We start from the raw sequence: 15,718 nt of genomic DNA, 5'->3' as shown, positions 1-15,718 counted from the left end.
CACGGTCGATACCGCACGTCGCTGAAATAGGCGTTGCGGCGACGATGTGGCGCTCAGCTCCAGCGTGGATAACGTCGCAGGGCTTCGCTCAGATTGTTTCCCGGAATGGGTTTGTCGAACAGGTAGCCCTGGCCGATGTCGCAGCGGTGCAGGCGAAGGAACTGCAGCTGCGCCTGCGTTTCGATGCCCTCGGCAACAACCTTGAGGTGCAGCTTGCGAGCCATGGCGATTACTGCAGAGGTGATTTCCACATCGTCCTGATTGTCGGGAATGTCCTTGATGAAACTGCGATCGATCTTGATGACATCGATGGGGAATTTCTTGAGATAACTCAGCGAGGAATAGCCTGTGCCGAAGTCGTCCATGGCCAGCGTCAGCCCCAGTGCCTTGAGACCAATCAGCTGTTGTCGGGTTTCCTCTGTGGCATCGAGTAGAAGGCTTTCGGTCAGCTCCAGCTCCAGCTGGGCTGGCGGAAGCTGCTCCTCAAGCAGGATCGCCGCAATCGACCCCAGGAGGTCCGGGTCAGAAAACTGCTTGGGCGATAGATTGATCGCTATCTGCGGGTTGCCAAGGCCTAGCGCTGACAGTCTGACACCCATGCGACATGCTTCGCGAGCGACCCATTTGCCGATGGGGATGATCAGCCCGGTTTCTTCCGCGACGCTGATGAACTGATCCGGGCTGATCATGCCCTTTTCCGGATGGTTCCAGCGCAGCAACGCCTCCAGACCCTGCAGCCGGCCAGTACGCAGGCACAGTTTGGGCTGGTAGAACACCTCCAGCTCGTTCTGCAGGAGGGCCCGGCGCAAGTTGTTTTCGACGAACAACTTGTAGTTGGCCTCGGCATGCAGCGCTTCGGTGAATATCTGTACCTGATTCTTGCCATTGGCTTTGGCCTTGTGCAGCGCCTGCCCGGCATGCTTCATCAGTGTTTCCGGATCGCTACCGTGCTGCGGTGAACAAGCAAGCCCTAGTGACCCGCTGACGCTGATCAGTTGTTTATCGACGAACAGCGGCTTGTCGAGAATGCGCAGCACCTGATCTGCCAGTCGGATACCTTCATCCAGCCCCTTGTCGTCGAACAGCAGGGCAAATTCATTGCTGGCGAAACGCGCCAGTACGCTTTGCTGGCTCAGCCCGTTGCGCAGGCGGCGAGCGAGGGCGGTCAGCAGTTTGTCGCCGATCTGGTGGCCAAGGCTGTCGTTGATACGTTTGAAGTTGTCGATGTCCACCAGTAGCAAGCAAAGCCTGGGCTCTGCACCAGCGGCGAAGCGTTCTTCAAGGCTGCGGATGAAACACGGCCGGTTGCCCAGGTTGGTCAGGTTGTCGGTGTAGGCCAGGCGTTCGATGTGCTGGTGCGCCAGCTTGTTACGGGTGATGTCTTCGTAGATGCCGATGTAGTGGGTAAGTGCGCCTTCGTCGTTGAAGACTTTGGAGATCGACAGCTGCCCCCAGTAGGGCTCCAGATTCTTGCGTCGGGAGCGGAATTCCCCTTGCCAGCTATTGCTATGGGCAAGTGCCGAGGATGTGTCGAAAAGCAGCTCGCTGAGGTTTTCCAGGGCCTTCAGGTCGGCCAACCGCTGCCCTCGTACCTCGGATGCGGAAAACTGGCTGATGACGGTAAAGGCCGGATTGACGTATTCCACCCGTCCGTCTCGATCGACCAATATGAACGCGCTGGCGCTCTGTTCCACCGCGCGCTGGAACAGATTCAGCATATGTGTGGCGCTTAGGCGCTGCTGGTTCGCCAAGACCTGGGCGTACTGATCGGCCAGTTCGCCGGCAAAGGCGATCTCGTCGGCTTGCCAGGCTCGCAGTTTGCCGGTGTGTTGCAGGCTGAGCACGCCTATTACCTCGCCGCCGACGCGGATGCTGGCGTCGAGGATCGAGCAAATACCCTGGGGACGATAGTAGTATTCGCCCAGCTCGCAGGTGCGATGGTCCTGCAAAACGTCCTGAGCATCGACGGCGCGGCCACTCTGCAGGGCCTGCAAATAGCGCGGGTATGGAGCCAGCTCCAGCGCTGACAGCGTTTCGTAGCTGTCGCTGGCGCGACGGTAGCAGGCGACTGGCTCCAGGCGGGTGCCATTCAGATGCCAAATCACTGCGTGGTTGAGTTCGTAGACCTCACTGGCGGCCTGAGTTATCAGTTGCGCCGCCTCCAGTTGCGGATTGCCGGAGCCATAGCGATGGCGCGCCAGTCTGACGATCAGGCTCTGCTGGGTGCGCGAGCGCAGCATGTGCTCAATGTGCTCGTCCTGCGTTTGCTGATGCTGCTGCAGCGCCGTTCGTAGTCTGGCGTTCTGCACTCTGAGATCCTGATCCGACTCAGGTTGTCGACCGGTCATGAGATAGCCCCGGAGCAGCTCGCGGCCGTATTGCTGGCAGACTTCCCCCAGTTCGGTGATGTCCAGCACGTCATCTGGCGTATGCAGACGGTAGCTGACCGAATAGTGCCCACGACCTGCCAATTGCTGCTGGATATCCTCATGCAACTGATGGCGGGTGCTGGGCTCCATCAGGCTGGCATAGGGAGAGTCGACCAGCGAGCAGAGGTCTGCGGCGGAAACGCCGAGGTACCGATCGCAGGCAGGGTCGAGAAATAGTAGTGTCCAGCTGGATTCGTTCAGGCGCTCGAAACGCAGCATGCCGAGCCGTGAAGGCACTGGCAACTGCGTCACAACCTCGGTCGCCAGACGGCTGGCGGCATCGGTATGTATTTTCATCGAGCGGGTGGCTTCCAGTATGCTCCCTGAAGACGGGCTGGCCTGTGCTCCAGGCGCCGTTCCAGCGAAGGACGATGGCTAAATAATATTAATTTCGGCAAGGGTGCATCATGCGACAGGGACTGACAAGTCGGCTGGCAAAGTTAGTGATGGTCTCGGTTTTCTGCGTGATCGGAACGCCACTGATAGCGGGCGAAACGGTCGAGTTCGGCTCCGACGAATCGGCGCGTTATCTTACTGAACTGCGCAAACTCTATCTAACCAATAACGACCGTGAGGCGTTGTTGGCGCATAGCAATGGAATGCTCGATACCTACGCTCTGCGCGCGGGCTACCAGGTTGGACAAGCCAACCCGCAGGACTTTCTTTACGAGCTGAGCGTGTCGACTCCCGGCGAGCTGCGCATTCGCGAAGAGGTGCGGGGCAACAGCGGCGGCGTGGCAGTGCGCAATCGGAGCCTGTCTGTATTCGGTCTCGATCCTTACCTGCAATATCAATGTCCTTCTCAGGGGTTTAGCTGCTCGATCAACAGCCCTGTCGATGGTCTGCCCCTGCTGGTCATTCTTCGCGACCCAGAGGGCGCCGAAGAGCTGGCGAAGGCGTTGTCGTTCCTGATCCGTAATCTGCAAAAGGGCTGAGGTAGTGCTGGATGTCCTGCGCTGAGGCTGACTAGATTTCCCATCATCTTCGGCAAGCGCAACGTCCGGCGTGGCTGGATAGAAAAACGCCGCATCTTCGTTAAGAGGATGCGGCGTTTTCGTCTGGCTCAGTCGCTTACAGCAGCAGCGTGCGGATATCCGCCAGCACCTCGGACAGACGCTTGGTGAAGCGCGCTGCAGCAGCCCCGTTGATCACACGGTGATCGTAGGACAGCGAGAGCGGCAACATCAGACGAGGCTCGAAAGCCTTGCCGTCCCAAACGGGCTGCATCGTCGCCTTGGAAACACCGAGAATTGCCACTTCCGGCGCGTTGACGATCGGCGTGAAGCCGGTGCCGCCAATATGACCAAGGCTGGAAATGGTGAAGCAAGCGCCCTGCATCGCATCGGGCGACAGCTTCTTGGTGCGGGCTTTCTCTGCCAGCTGTGCCGCTTCGCCGGCCAGTTGTAGCAGGCTCTTCTGATCGACATTGCGAATCACCGGCACCATCAGCCCGTCCGGTGTATCTACTGCGAAGCCGATGTGTACGTACTTCTTGCGGATAAGCGCCTTGCCACTTGGCGCCAGCGAACTGTTGAAATCCGGCAGCTCCTGTAGCAAGTGTGCACACGCCTTGAGCAACAGTGGCAGCACGGTGAGCTTGACGCCGGCTTTCTCGGCTGCGGCCTTCTGAGCCACGCGGAAGGCTTCAAGTTCAGTGATGTCAGCCGATTCGAACTGCGTCACGTGTGGCACATTGAGCCAGCTGCGGTGCAGGTTGGCTGCGCCGATCTGCATCAGGCGCGACATCGCGACTTCTTCGACCTCGCCGAACTTGCTGAAGTCCACGGCCGGGATCGGCGGAATGCCGGCACCGCCCGCTGCACCTTCGGCCGAAGCATGCTTGGCCTTGTGCAGCATGTTCTTGACGTAGGCCTGGACGTCCTCCTTGAGGATTCGTCCCTTGGGGCCGGTAGCCGGAACGTCGACCAGCTCGACGCCGTACTCGCGCGCGGTCATGCGTACCGCGGGCCCGGCGTGAACCTTGGTGCCGGTCTTGCTCGGACCGCTGACTGCCGGCGCGGGTGTAGCGGCAGCCTTGGCTTCAGGTACGCCCTGCTTGTTCGGTGCGACAGCCTGCTGCTGCGGTGCAGCTTCCTCCGGCTTGGCGGCCGGCTTCTTCGCCGGTGCGGCGCCTTGGACTTTGAGGGTCAGGATCAGGTCGCCAGTCTTGGCATCGTCACCCACCTTGATCGACAGGGATTCCACCACACCCGCCTTGGGGGCCGGGATTTCCATGCTGGCCTTGTCGGATTCAAGGGTGATCAGCGATTGGTCTGCCTCGACGCTGTCGCCGGCCTTGATCATGACTTCGATGACCTTGGCGCTGCCGCTGGAGCCGATGTCCGGAATACGAACCTCTTCGACGGACTCGCCTGCAGCTTCGGCTGGCGCTTCTGCTGCCTGCTCGGTCAGTTTCTCCTTGGCCGGGCTTTGTGCCTGGCTGGTCGGAGCACTGGCCGCTGCGGGCTTGCTTGAGGCGGCGCCCTTGAGGATCAGGATCAGATCGCCGGTACCGACTTCATCTCCCACCTTCACCGAAATGCTCTCGACCACACCGGCGGCTGGAGAGGGGATCTCCATGCTGGCTTTGTCGGACTCCAGCGTGATCAGCGGTTGCTCGGCGGCGATGGTGTCGCCGGCCTTCACTGAAATTTCGATCACGCTGGCTTTTCCGGAGGAGCCGATGTCCGGAACCTTGATCTCCTGCGATTCGCCCTCCTCAGCCGAAGCTGACGGGTTTTCGTCGCCCGCAGGAGTGGGTTCCTCGGCTTCGTCGGCAGGGCCGCCACTGCTGGCGGCGGCAGGCTCGGCTGCGGCTTGCGCCGGCGCTTCGCTGTCCTGTTCTTCGCTTTCCAGTTCGAGCAGGTCGTCGCCTTCTTTCAGGCGATCGCCGAGCTTGACCTTCAGGCTCTTCACCACGCCCGCCTTGGGCGCGGGAATTTCCATGCTGGCCTTGTCGGATTCGAGCGTCAGGATGCTCTGGTCGGCTTCGATACGGTCGCCGACCTTGACGAACAATTCGATTACTTCACCCTCACCGCTGCCGATGTCGGGTACGCGTATGGTTTCACTCACAATAGGTTCTCCTGTGCGCACGCATCAGCAATCCAGTGGATTGCGCTTCTCGGGGTCGATACCGAACTCGGTGATGGCGTTGGCCACCACGGTGCGTTCGATGGCGCCGCGATCGGCGAGTGCTTGCAGTGCGGCGACAGTCACCCAGCGACGATCGACCTCGAAGAAATCACGCAGCTTGGCGCGCGAGTCGCTGCGGCCGAAGCCGTCGGTACCCAGCACCTGGTATTCGCGTGACGGCACCCATTGGCGGATCTGGTCGGCGAACAGCTTCATGTAGTCGGTCGAGGCGATGACCGGGCCTTCGCGGCCTTCCAGGCACTGCTGGACGTAGCTCTTGCGTGGCTCCTCGGTCGGGTGCAAACGGTTCCAGCGATCTACCGCCAGGCCGTCACGGCGCAGTTCGTTGAAGCTGGTCACGCTCCAGACGTCGGCGCCTACGCCCATCTTGGCGAGGATGTCCACCGCAGCACGGACTTCGCGCAGGATGGTGCCCGAACCCAGCAGCTGCACGCGGTGCTTGAAGTCGCCTTTGGCTTCTTCGAGCAGGTACATGCCCTTGATGATGCCGTCTTCGACACCCTGCGGCATGGCCGGCTGCTGGTAGTTCTCGTTCATCACAGTGATGTAGTAGTAGACGCTCTTCTGCTGCTCCATCATCTCGTGCATACCGTGGTGCATGATCACCGCCAGCTCGTAGCCGTAAGTGGGGTCATAGCTGCGGCAGTTGGGGATGGTGCTGGCGAGGATGTGGCTGTGGCCGTCCTCGTGCTGCAGGCCTTCACCGTTCAGCGTCGTACGCCCGGAAGTGCCGCCCAGCAGGAAGCCGCGGGTCTGGGCATCGCCAGCCGCCCAGGCCAGGTCACCGATTCGCTGGAAGCCGAACATCGAGTAAAAGATGTAGACCGGCAGCATCGGCTGGTTGTAGTTGCTGTAGGCGGTACCTGCGGCGATGAACGAGGAGAAGGCACCAGCTTCGTTCAGGCCTTCCTGCAGGATCTGGCCATCTTTCTCCTCGCGGTAGTACATCACCTGGTCGCGGTCGACCGGCTCGTACAGCTGCCCGACCGGAGAGTAGATACCCAGCTGACGGAACATGCCTTCCATGCCGAAGGTGCGCGCCTCGTCGGCGAGGATCGGGACGATACGCTTGCCCAGATCCTTGTCCTTCACCAGCTGCGAAAGGATGCGACCGAACGCCATGGTGGTGGAAATCTCGCGGTCACCGGAACCGTCGAGCACTGCCTTCAAGGTATCCAGCGGCGGTGTCGGGATGCTGAAGCTCTTCGGCCGACGCTGCGGCAGGTGGCCACCCAGCTTGTCACGGCACTTACGCAGGTATCTCATCTCCGCACTGTCTTCGGCCGGACGGTAGAACGGCAACTCTTCGAGCTGCGAGTCGTTGACCGGGATGTCGAAGCGATCGCGGAATTTCTTCAGGCTGTCGATATCGACTTTCTTGGTGTTGTGGGCGATGTTCTTCGCCTCACCGGCACCGGTGCCGTAGCCCTTGATCGTGTGCGCCAGGATGACAGTCGGCTGGCCTTTGTGGTTGACCGCCTGATGGTAGGCCGCATAAACCTTGTAGGGATCGTGGCCGCCGCGGTTGAGCTTCCAGACTTCTTCGTCGGACATGCTCTCGACGCGCTTGAGCAGTTCTGGGTCGGCCCCGAAGAAATGCTTGCGCACGTAGGCGCCGTCTTTTGCCTTGTAGTTCTGGTATTCGCCGTCGATTGCCTGGTCCATGCGGCGTTGCATGCGACCATCTTCATCGATCGCGAACAGTGGATCCCACAGGCGACCCCAGACGACCTTGTTGACGTTCCAGTTGGCGCCTTTGAATACGCCTTCCAGTTCCTGAATGATCTTGCCGTTACCGCGAACCGGGCCGTCCAGGCGCTGCAGGTTGCAGTTGATGACGAACACCAGGTTATCGAGGTTCTCACGGCCGGCCAGGGAGATCGCGCCAAGGGTTTCCGGCTCGTCGCACTCGCCGTCGCCGATGAAGCACCAGACGCGCTGTTTGCCTTTCGGAATGAAACCGCGGTTTTCCAGGTACTTCATGAAGCGCGCCTGGTAGATCGCGGTAATCGGGCCGAGTCCCATGGACACGGTCGGGAACTGCCAGAAGTCTGGCATCAGGTGCGGGTGCGGGTAGCTCGATAAGCCCTTGCCATCCACTTCCTGGCGGAAGTTGAGCATCTGCTCTTCGCTCAGGCGACCTTCCAAAAAGGCGCGTGCGTAGATGCCGGGGGAGGCATGGCCCTGATAGTAGATCAGGTCGCCGCCATGCTCTTCGGTCGGCGCCTGGAAGAAGTAGTTGAAGCCGATGTCGTAGAGCGTCGCGCTGGAAGCGAAGGTGGAAATGTGCCCACCCAGATCCGGATCCTTGAGGTTTGCGCGCATCACCATGGCTAATGCGTTCCAGCGGACCAAAGAGCGGATACGGCGCTCCATGAAAAGGTCGCCGGGCATCTTGGCTTCACGGGTAACGGGGATGGTGTTGCGGTACGGCGTAGTGATGCCGTAGGGCAGGGGGGTGCCGCTACGTGTGGCCAGTTCGCCCATCCGGGTCATCAGGTAGTGAGCGCGGTCTTCGCCCTCGCGGTCGAGGACGGACTCGAGGGCGTCCAGCCATTCCTGGGTTTCGACGGGATCGAGATCTTGCATGGCTTGCTCCATGGCGGAAAGGCTTCCAGAATCGGTCGCCTGTTCGCTACCGGCTTTGTGGGCCGGTGCGTGTAATGTTCTTGGACGAGTGCCGGGGATAGGACCGGGCGCCTGTAGTTTTACTACAAAACGGCGTCAGGATCAGCCCCCTGAAACACTCTTTAGTAGTAAAACTACAGATCAGCGGCACTGGCATTTTCCTGTGAAGGGTTTATGTGAGGCTCTGAATCGCGCGGTTTCACTGTATTGCTGGTGTGAAGGAAACCTCCATGAGTCTGCCATCGCTGGTTGCATTGCCGCCCTCGCTTCTGCCTTTTGTCAGTCGTGCCGAAGAGTCGTTCCTCAGTGCCGCCGGCAGCCTGTCGGAAGCTATTGCGGCACGTTGTCGCGCCTGGTTAACAGAGCACCACGATGCTTTCGCTCGAGTATGTGCGGCGAGTGATTTCGTCAGCGAACAGGTTAGTCGAGATCCGCAGATGTTGCTGCAGCTGGCCGAGCGGGGCTGGCTGGATCGCTCGTTTGCGCCTACTGAGATGCGCGACGCGCTTAACGAGCAGATTGCCGCCTGCGATAACGAGGACGCCCTGGCGCTGACCCTCCGGCGCTTTCGCACGCGCCAGCAGGTGCGGATCATCTGGCGCGATCTGACCCGTCAGGCTGACCTGGCCGAAACCTGTCGCGACCTCTCCGATCTCGCCGACGCCTCGGTCGATCTGGCGTATCACTGGCTCTACACGCGCCACTGCGAACAGTTCGGCGTGCCTACTGGGCGCCGCAGCGGCACGGCGCAGCACATGGTCATCCTTGGCATGGGCAAGTTGGGCGCCCATGAACTGAATCTGTCCTCGGACATCGACCTGATCTTTGGGTACCCCGAAGGCGGCGAAACCGTGGGAGCGAAGCGTTCGCTGGACAATCAGGAGTTCTTCGTCCGACTCGGTCAGCGGCTGATCAAATCGTTGGATGCCATCACCGTCGACGGCTTTGCCTTCCGCGTCGATATGCGCTTGCGTCCGTACGGCTCCTCCGGGCCGTTGGTCTACAGCTTCAATGCGCTGGAGCAGTACTACCAGGACCAGGGGCGTGACTGGGAACGCTACGCGATGATCAAGGCGCGCGTCATTGGTGGCGATCAGCAGGCTGGCAAGGAGCTGCTGGAAATGCTGCGGCCGTTCGTCTATCGGCGCTATCTGGATTTCTCCGCCATCGAAGCGCTGCGCACCATGAAGCAGCTGATTCAGCAGGAAGTCCGGCGCAAGGGCATGGCTTCGAATATCAAGCTGGGTGCCGGTGGAATCCGTGAGGTTGAGTTCATCGCCCAGGCGTTTCAGCTGATTCACGGCGGGCGGGATCTCAGCCTGCAGCAACGGCCGTTGCTCAAGGTGCTGGCGACGCTGGAGGGTCAGGGCTATCTGCCGGGCGCAGCGGTGAAGGAGCTGCGCGAAGGCTACGAGTTTCTGCGCTATACCGAGCATGCGCTGCAGGCCATTGCCGATCGCCAGACGCAGATGCTGCCGGAGACTGAAGTCGACTGCGCGCGGGTCGCCTTCATGCTTGGTTTCGACAGCTGGCAGGCTTTCCACGAGCAGCTGTTGCACTGGCGTGGGCGTATCGACTGGCATTTCCATCAGGTCATCGCTGACCCGGATGAGGACGAGGATGCCGAGGGCGAAGCGTTGGTGGGTGGTGAATGGCTGCCGCTCTGGGAGCAGGATTGGGACGAGGAGTTCGCCTGTCGACAGCTGTCCGAAGCCGGATTCCGTGATGGTCAGGTTGCCTGCCAGCGCCTTGCCGCACTGCGCAATGCCAGTCAGGTCAGGACCATGCAACGTCTCGGTCGCGAGCGTCTGGATGCCTTCATTCCTCGCCTGCTGGCGCAGGCTGTCGAGCAGGATGACCCGGATCTGGTGCTTGAGCGCGTGCTGCCGCTGGTCGAGGCGGTGGCCCGGCGTTCGGCCTATCTCGTATTGCTGACCGAAAATCCCGGCGCGCTGCAGCGACTGCTGGAGCTCTGTGCGGCCAGCCCGTGGATTGCTGAACAGATTGCACGCTTCCCCTTGCTGCTCGATGAGCTGCTCAATGCCGGGCGCCTCTACAGTCCGCCGCTGGCGCCCGAGCTCGCCGCCGAATTGCGCGAGCGGCTGATGCGCATTCCCGAGGACGATCTGGAGCAGCAAATGGAAGCGCTGCGCCATTTCAAGCTGGCGCACCGACTGCGCGTCGCCGCCTCGGAGATCGCCGGCACGCTGCCGTTGATGAAGGTCAGCGACTACCTGACCTGGCTGGCCGAGGCCATCCTGCAGGAGGTGCTGACCCTGGCCTGGCGCCACACCGTCGCGCGTCATGGCCAGCCACAGCGCAGCGACGGCACGCTGTGCGATCCGGCCTTCGTCATCGTCGGCTATGGCAAAGTCGGCGGGATCGAGCTCGGCCACGGTTCCGATCTGGATCTGGTGTTCATCCACGACGGTGACCCTGCCGCCGAGACCAATGGCGCCAAGTCCATCGACACCGCGCAGTTCTTTACCCGCCTCGGTCAACGCATTATTCATTTGCTGACTACCCAGACCACCTCCGGCCAACTCTATGAAGTGGACATGCGGCTGCGTCCGTCCGGTGCTTCCGGGTTGCTGGTCAGCTCCCTCGGCGCCTTCGAGCGCTACCAGAGTCAGGAAGCCTGGACTTGGGAACACCAGGCGCTAGTGCGTGCGCGGGTGCTGGTTGGCTGCTCGCAGCTGACCGCCGACTTCGAGCGGGTGCGCGCTGGCGTGCTCGGGCGTGAACGCGATCTGGATGCGCTGCGTCGCGAAGTCAGCGACATGCGCGCGAAGATGCGTGACAACCTCGGGACCCGCGCGACGCATGCGGGGACCGCCGAGCAAGCCTTCGACGGTGCCGCCGAGTTCAATCTCAAGCAGGACGCCGGTGGTATCGTGGATATCGAATTTATGGTGCAATACGCGGCTTTGGCGTGGTCGCACCAGCATCCCGAACTGCTGCGCTATACCGATAACATCCGCATTCTCGATGGGTTGGAGCAGGCCGGGTTGATGACCGGCGATGAGGTTCGGCTGCTGCAGGACGCCTACAAGGCCTACCGCGCAGCAGCCCACCGGCAATCACTGCAGAAGCAGCCCGGAGTGGTGAGTGGGGATCAATTCCACGACGAGCGTCGCGCTGTCATGCGTATCTGGCGCGAGCTGGGGCTCAGCTGAGCCTGCGTCGGGCTACCGAGCAATATCGAATTCTGAGGAGCTGGCAAGATGTCGATGGCCGATCGTGATGGCGTCATCTGGTATGACGGCGAACTGGTGCAGTGGCGCGATGCGACCACCCATGTGCTGACCCATACCCTGCACTACGGCATGGGCGTGTTCGAAGGTGTTCGCGCCTACAACACCCCGGATGGCACGGCGATCTTCCGCCTGCAGGCGCACACCGACCGCCTGTTCGATTCGGCTCACATCATGAACATGCCGATGCCGTACTCGAAGGAAGAGATCAACGAGGCGACCCGCGCCGCAGTTCGCGAGAACAACCTGGAAAGCGCCTACATCCGCCCGATGGTGTTCTACGGAAGTGAAGGCATGGGGCTGCGCGCCAGCGGCCTGAAAGTGCACGTGATCGTCGCTGCCTGGCACTGGGGCGCCTACATGGGCGACGAGGCGCTTGAGCTGGGCATCAAGGTGCGCACCAGTTCCTTCACCCGCCACCACGTCAACATCACCATGACCCGCGCCAAGTCCAACGGTGCGTACATCAACTCGATGCTGGCCCTGCAGGAAGCCATTTCCGGCGGCGCCGACGAAGCGCTGATGCTGGACCCCGAAGGCTATGTGGCCGAGGGCTCGGGCGAAAACATCTTCATCATCAAGGATGGCGTGATCTACACCCCGGAAGTCACCGCCTGCCTGAACGGCATCACCCGTGGCACCGTGCTGACTCTGGCCGCCGAGCACGGCCTGAAGATCGTCGAGAAGCGCATCACCCGCGATGAGGTGTACATCGCCGACGAAGCCTTTTTCACCGGTACCGCCGCCGAAGTCACGCCGATTCGCGAAGTGGACGGTCGCGCCATCGGTATCGGCCGTCGTGGCCCGATCACCGAGAAGCTGCAGAAAGCCTACTTCGATCTGGTCTCCGGCAAGACCGCGGCGCATGCCGAATGGCGGACACTGGTCAAGTAAGCGCAGGCACCAAGCTGCACGCGGCCGATGGTTTACCGCTTGCAGCTTGAGGCTCGTGGCTTGAAGCTGCCTTTATGAATATTCTGATTGTGGGACCCAGCTGGGTTGGCGACATGGTGATGGCGCAGACGCTGTTCGTCTGCCTGAAACAGCGCCATCCCGACTGCCAGATCGACGTGCTGGCGCCCGAGTGGAGCCGGCCGATTCTCGAGCGCATGCCCGAGGTACGTCAGGCGCTGAGCTTTCCGGTCGGGCACGGCGTGCTCGATATGGCGACCCGGCGCACAGTTGCGCAGAGCCTGCGTGGTCAGTATGAGCAGGCGATCCTCTTGCCCAATTCGTTGAAGTCGGCACTGGTGCCGTTCTTCGCCGGTATTCCCAAGCGCACCGGCTGGCGCGGCGAAATGCGCTTCGGTCTGCTAAACGATATGCGCAAGCTCGACAAGCAGCGCTATCCGCTGATGATCGAGCGCTTCATGGCGCTGGCGTTCGAGCCTGGCGCCGAGTTGCCCAGACCGTATCCGAACCCCTCGCTGCGTATCGACCCCGTGACTCGCGATGCGGCATTGGCACGTTTCGGCCTCAGTCTGGATCGTCCGGTACTGGCGCTGTGTCCGGGCGCCGAGTTCGGCGAATCCAAGCGCTGGCCGGCCGAGCACTTCGCCAAGGTCGCCGAGCTGAAGATTCGTGACGGTTGGCAAGTCTGGCTGTTCGGCTCGAAAAACGATCATCCGGTGGGCGAGGAGATTCTTGCGCGATTGATTCCTGGTTTGCGCGAGGAAGCAGTGAACCTGGCCGGCGAAACCAGCCTGGCCGAGGCCATCGACCTGCTCTCCTGTGCCGATGCGGTGGTGTCCAACGATTCCGGTTTGATGCACGTCTCTGCTGCGCTGGCCCGGCCATTGGTGGCCGTGTACGGCTCCACTTCGCCAGCCTTCACCCCACCACTTTCCGAGCAAGTCGAGGTGGTGCGCCTAGGGCTGGATTGCAGTCCTTGCTTCGAGCGTACCTGCCGTTTCGGCCACAACAATTGCATGCGCGAGCTGAAGCCGCGCGCGGCGATCGAGGCGCTTGATCGCCTGGCTCCGCAGTCGGTCGAGGTACGCTGATTGAAGGTCCTGCTGGTCAAAACCTCGTCGTTGGGCGATGTCGTGCATACCCTGCCGGCGCTGACCGACGCGCAGCGGGCGCTGCCCGGCATTCAGTTCGACTGGGTCGTAGAGGAGGGCTTCGCCGAGATCCCGGCCTGGCATCCAGCGGTGGCGCAGGTGATCACGGTGGCGATTCGTCGCTGGCGCAAACATCCGATCGATACCCTGCGTAGCGGCGAGTGGCGACGCTTCAAGGCGCGTCTGCGCGAAAGTCGTTACGACCTGGTAATCGACGCCCAGGGCTTGCTCAAGAGCGCCTGGCTGACCCGCTACGTCAAGGCGCCGGTCGCCGGGCTGGACCGCGATTCGGCGCGCGAGCCGCTGGCGACACGCTTCTATGATCGGTGCTATGCCGTGCCGCGTGAGCAGCATGCGCTGGAGCGGGTGCGCCAGCTATTCGCTCAGGCGCTCGGTTATCCGCTGCCGCAGGATGTTGCCGACTACGGCCTGAATCGCGAGCAGATGGCCGCGCCGAGTGATCAGCCCTATCTGTTGTTCCTGCACGGCACCACCTGGCCGAGCAAGCACTGGCCGGAAGCCTACTGGCGTGAGCTGGCCGAGCGCATGAGCGATTTCGGCTGGGCGATCCGCCTGCCGTGGGGCAATGCCGAAGAGAAGGCGCGGGCCGAGCGCATCGTCAGCGGCATAGCCGGCGCGGCGGTGTTGCCGAAGCTCAATCTTGCCGGTGTGGCCCGGGTCATCGCCGGTGCACGCGCCTGCGTCGCGGTGGACACCGGTCTCGGCCACCTGGCCGCGGCGCTGGATGTGCCGAGCATTTCGCTTTATGGTCCGACCCTGCCCGGGCGAGTCGGCGCCTATGGGCGCTCTCAGGTGCACCTGTGCGCGAGCGGGCCGAATGCCGGTCGCGGTGATCGGCGTAAGCCCTGTTTCGACGATTTGCGCCCCGAGCGCGTCGTCACCGAACTGAAAGCCCTGCTGCGGGCCCCGGAGTCCGTCTGATGCAATTGGCGTTCATTCTCTACAAGTACTTTCCCTTTGGCGGGCTGCAGCGCGATTTCATGCGCATTGCCCTCGAATGCCAGCGTCGCGGCCACTCGATCCGCGTCTACGCGATGATCTGGGAAGGTGACGTGCCTGAAGGCTTCGAGGTACTGATCGCCCCGGTAAAGGCGCTGTTCAACCACACCCGCAACGAGCGCTTCACTGTCTGGGTCGAGGCGGATCTGGCCAAGCGGCCGGTCGACCGCGTGATCGGCTTCAACAAGATGCCCGGGCTCGATGTGTACTACGCCGCCGACCCCTGTTTCGAGGACAAGGCGCAGACCCTGCGCAACCCTATCTATCGCCGCTGGGGTCGCTATAAACACTTCGCCGAGTACGAGCGCGCGGTGTTCGCGCTCGAGGCGAAGACCGAAATCCTGATGATCTCCGAGGTGCAGCAGCCGCTGTTCGTCAAACACTACGCCACGCCCCCCGAACGCTTTCACCTGTTGCCGCCGGGCACCGCCCAGGATCGCCGCGCGCCGGCCAATGCCGCGCAAATCCGTGCCGAGTTTCGCGAGGAGTTCGAGGTCCGGTCGGAAGAACTGCTGCTGGTGCAGATCGGTTCCGGCTTCAAGACCAAGGGGCTGGACCGCAGCCTCAAGGCGCTCGCCGCATTGCCCCGTGAGCTGAGCCAGCGCACACGGCTGCTGGTGATCGGCCAGGACGATCCCAAGCCGTTCAAGCTGCAGGCCAAGACGCTGGGCGTTTCCGGCATGGTCGAGTTTCTCAAGGGGCGTAGCGACATCCCGCGCTTCCTGCTTGGCGCCGACCTGCTGATCCATCCGGCCTACAACGAGAACACTGGTACCGTGTTGCTGGAAGCGCTGGTGGCCGGGCTGCCGGTGCTGGTAACCGATGTATGTGGCTATGCGCACTACATTACCGACGCCGACTGCGGTCGCGTGGTGCCCAGCCCGTTCGAACAGCGCACGCTCGACCAGCTGTTGACGCAGATGCTGAGCGACGAGCAGCAGCGCGCGACCTGGAGCCGCAACGGGTTGGCGTATGCCGCCAGCGCCGATCTGTACTCCATGCCGCAGAAGGCGGCCGATGTGATCCTTGGAGAGCAGGCATGAGGCCCATGACCGGCATGTCCCCAAGCCGATCGCAAGCCACAGGCTTGCCCACAGCACTCAAAAGCCTCGCCCCGATGTCGGGCCCCCCACAAACGTGTCGAGTGCCCGCCGATTCCGTGGGTGGT

The 15,718-nt window shown here is 62.0% G+C and carries 9 protein-coding genes; 6 read left to right on the top strand and 3 right to left on the bottom strand.

The annotated features are described in order from the left end of the window. Positions 1-53 precede the first annotated feature (53 nt). Complete coding sequence (locus tag AAEZ08_RS03985) at positions 54-2,726, bottom strand: bifunctional diguanylate cyclase/phosphodiesterase (RefSeq protein WP_003285240.1); 2,673 nt, start codon at positions 2,724-2,726, stop codon at positions 54-56. A 149-nt stretch (positions 2,727-2,875) separates the two neighbouring features. Here AAEZ08_RS03985 and AAEZ08_RS03980 point away from each other — a divergent pair, with 149 nt between their 5' ends. Beyond that, a complete protein-coding gene (locus AAEZ08_RS03980; RefSeq protein ID WP_003285239.1) occupies positions 2,876-3,364 on the top strand; it encodes a hypothetical protein in 489 nt (162 codons plus the stop codon). A gap of 136 nt (positions 3,365-3,500) precedes the next feature. Here AAEZ08_RS03980 and aceF read toward each other — a convergent pair whose 3' ends face one another. Next, the gene (gene aceF, locus AAEZ08_RS03975) at positions 3,501-5,504 is read right to left on the bottom strand and encodes a dihydrolipoyllysine-residue acetyltransferase (protein ID WP_181065921.1); all 2,004 of its coding nucleotides are present in this window, start codon (positions 5,502-5,504) and stop codon (positions 3,501-3,503) included. A 24-nt stretch (positions 5,505-5,528) separates the two neighbouring features. After that, positions 5,529-8,174, bottom strand: coding sequence for a pyruvate dehydrogenase (acetyl-transferring), homodimeric type (gene aceE / locus AAEZ08_RS03970; protein WP_500123748.1), 2,646 nt, complete (start codon positions 8,172-8,174; stop codon positions 5,529-5,531). 269 nt (positions 8,175-8,443) lie between these two features. On the opposite strand from aceE, the gene glnE reads away from it, so the two are divergent. The 5 genes from glnE (at position 8,444) to AAEZ08_RS03945 (ending at position 15,593) form a co-directional block, all read left to right on the top strand. Next, positions 8,444-11,389 (top strand): bifunctional [glutamate--ammonia ligase]-adenylyl-L-tyrosine phosphorylase/[glutamate--ammonia-ligase] adenylyltransferase, encoded by a 2,946-nt coding sequence (gene glnE, locus AAEZ08_RS03965; protein WP_500123747.1) that lies wholly within the window; start codon positions 8,444-8,446, stop codon positions 11,387-11,389. Between the two features lie 48 nt (positions 11,390-11,437). Then, positions 11,438-12,361, top strand: a complete 924-nt coding sequence (gene ilvE / locus AAEZ08_RS03960) for a branched-chain-amino-acid transaminase (protein WP_003285232.1) — start codon at positions 11,438-11,440, stop codon at positions 12,359-12,361. Between the two features lie 74 nt (positions 12,362-12,435). Continuing rightward, positions 12,436-13,470 (top strand): lipopolysaccharide heptosyltransferase II, encoded by a 1,035-nt coding sequence (gene waaF, locus AAEZ08_RS03955; RefSeq protein WP_102819873.1) that lies wholly within the window; start codon positions 12,436-12,438, stop codon positions 13,468-13,470. Next, positions 13,471-14,472, top strand: a complete 1,002-nt coding sequence (gene waaC, locus AAEZ08_RS03950; protein WP_102819872.1) for a lipopolysaccharide heptosyltransferase I — start codon at positions 13,471-13,473, stop codon at positions 14,470-14,472. Further along, on the top strand, positions 14,472-15,593 hold the full coding sequence (locus tag AAEZ08_RS03945) for a glycosyltransferase family 4 protein (protein WP_500123746.1): 1,122 nt from the start codon (positions 14,472-14,474) through the stop codon (positions 15,591-15,593). Before waaC ends, AAEZ08_RS03945 begins: the two co-directional genes overlap by 1 nt. Positions 15,594-15,718 lie beyond the last annotated feature (125 nt).

Source organism: Pseudomonas sp. E45-MNA-CIBAN-0222 (genome assembly GCF_040310405.1).
Lineage (GTDB): Bacteria > Pseudomonadota > Gammaproteobacteria > Pseudomonadales > Pseudomonadaceae > Stutzerimonas > Stutzerimonas stutzeri_AC.
This window is presented reverse-complemented; position numbering and strand designations above follow the sequence as displayed.

What these genes read in the sequence shown, in the direction of transcription:
- AAEZ08_RS03985 (WP_003285240.1), bottom strand. Translation starts at nt 2,726, where the DNA reads ATGAAAATACATACCGATGCCGCCAGCCGTCTGGCGACCGAGGTTGTG.
- AAEZ08_RS03980 (WP_003285239.1), top strand. Translation starts at nt 2,876, where the DNA reads ATGGTCTCGGTTTTCTGCGTGATCGGAACGCCACTGATAGCGGGCGAA.
- aceE (WP_500123748.1), bottom strand. Translation starts at nt 8,174, where the DNA reads ATGCAAGATCTCGATCCCGTCGAAACCCAGGAATGGCTGGACGCCCTC.
- glnE (WP_500123747.1), top strand. Translation starts at nt 8,444, where the DNA reads ATGAGTCTGCCATCGCTGGTTGCATTGCCGCCCTCGCTTCTGCCTTTT.
- ilvE (WP_003285232.1), top strand. Translation starts at nt 11,438, where the DNA reads ATGTCGATGGCCGATCGTGATGGCGTCATCTGGTATGACGGCGAACTG.
- waaF (WP_102819873.1), top strand. Translation starts at nt 12,436, where the DNA reads ATGAATATTCTGATTGTGGGACCCAGCTGGGTTGGCGACATGGTGATG.
- AAEZ08_RS03945 (WP_500123746.1), top strand. Translation starts at nt 14,472, where the DNA reads ATGCAATTGGCGTTCATTCTCTACAAGTACTTTCCCTTTGGCGGGCTG.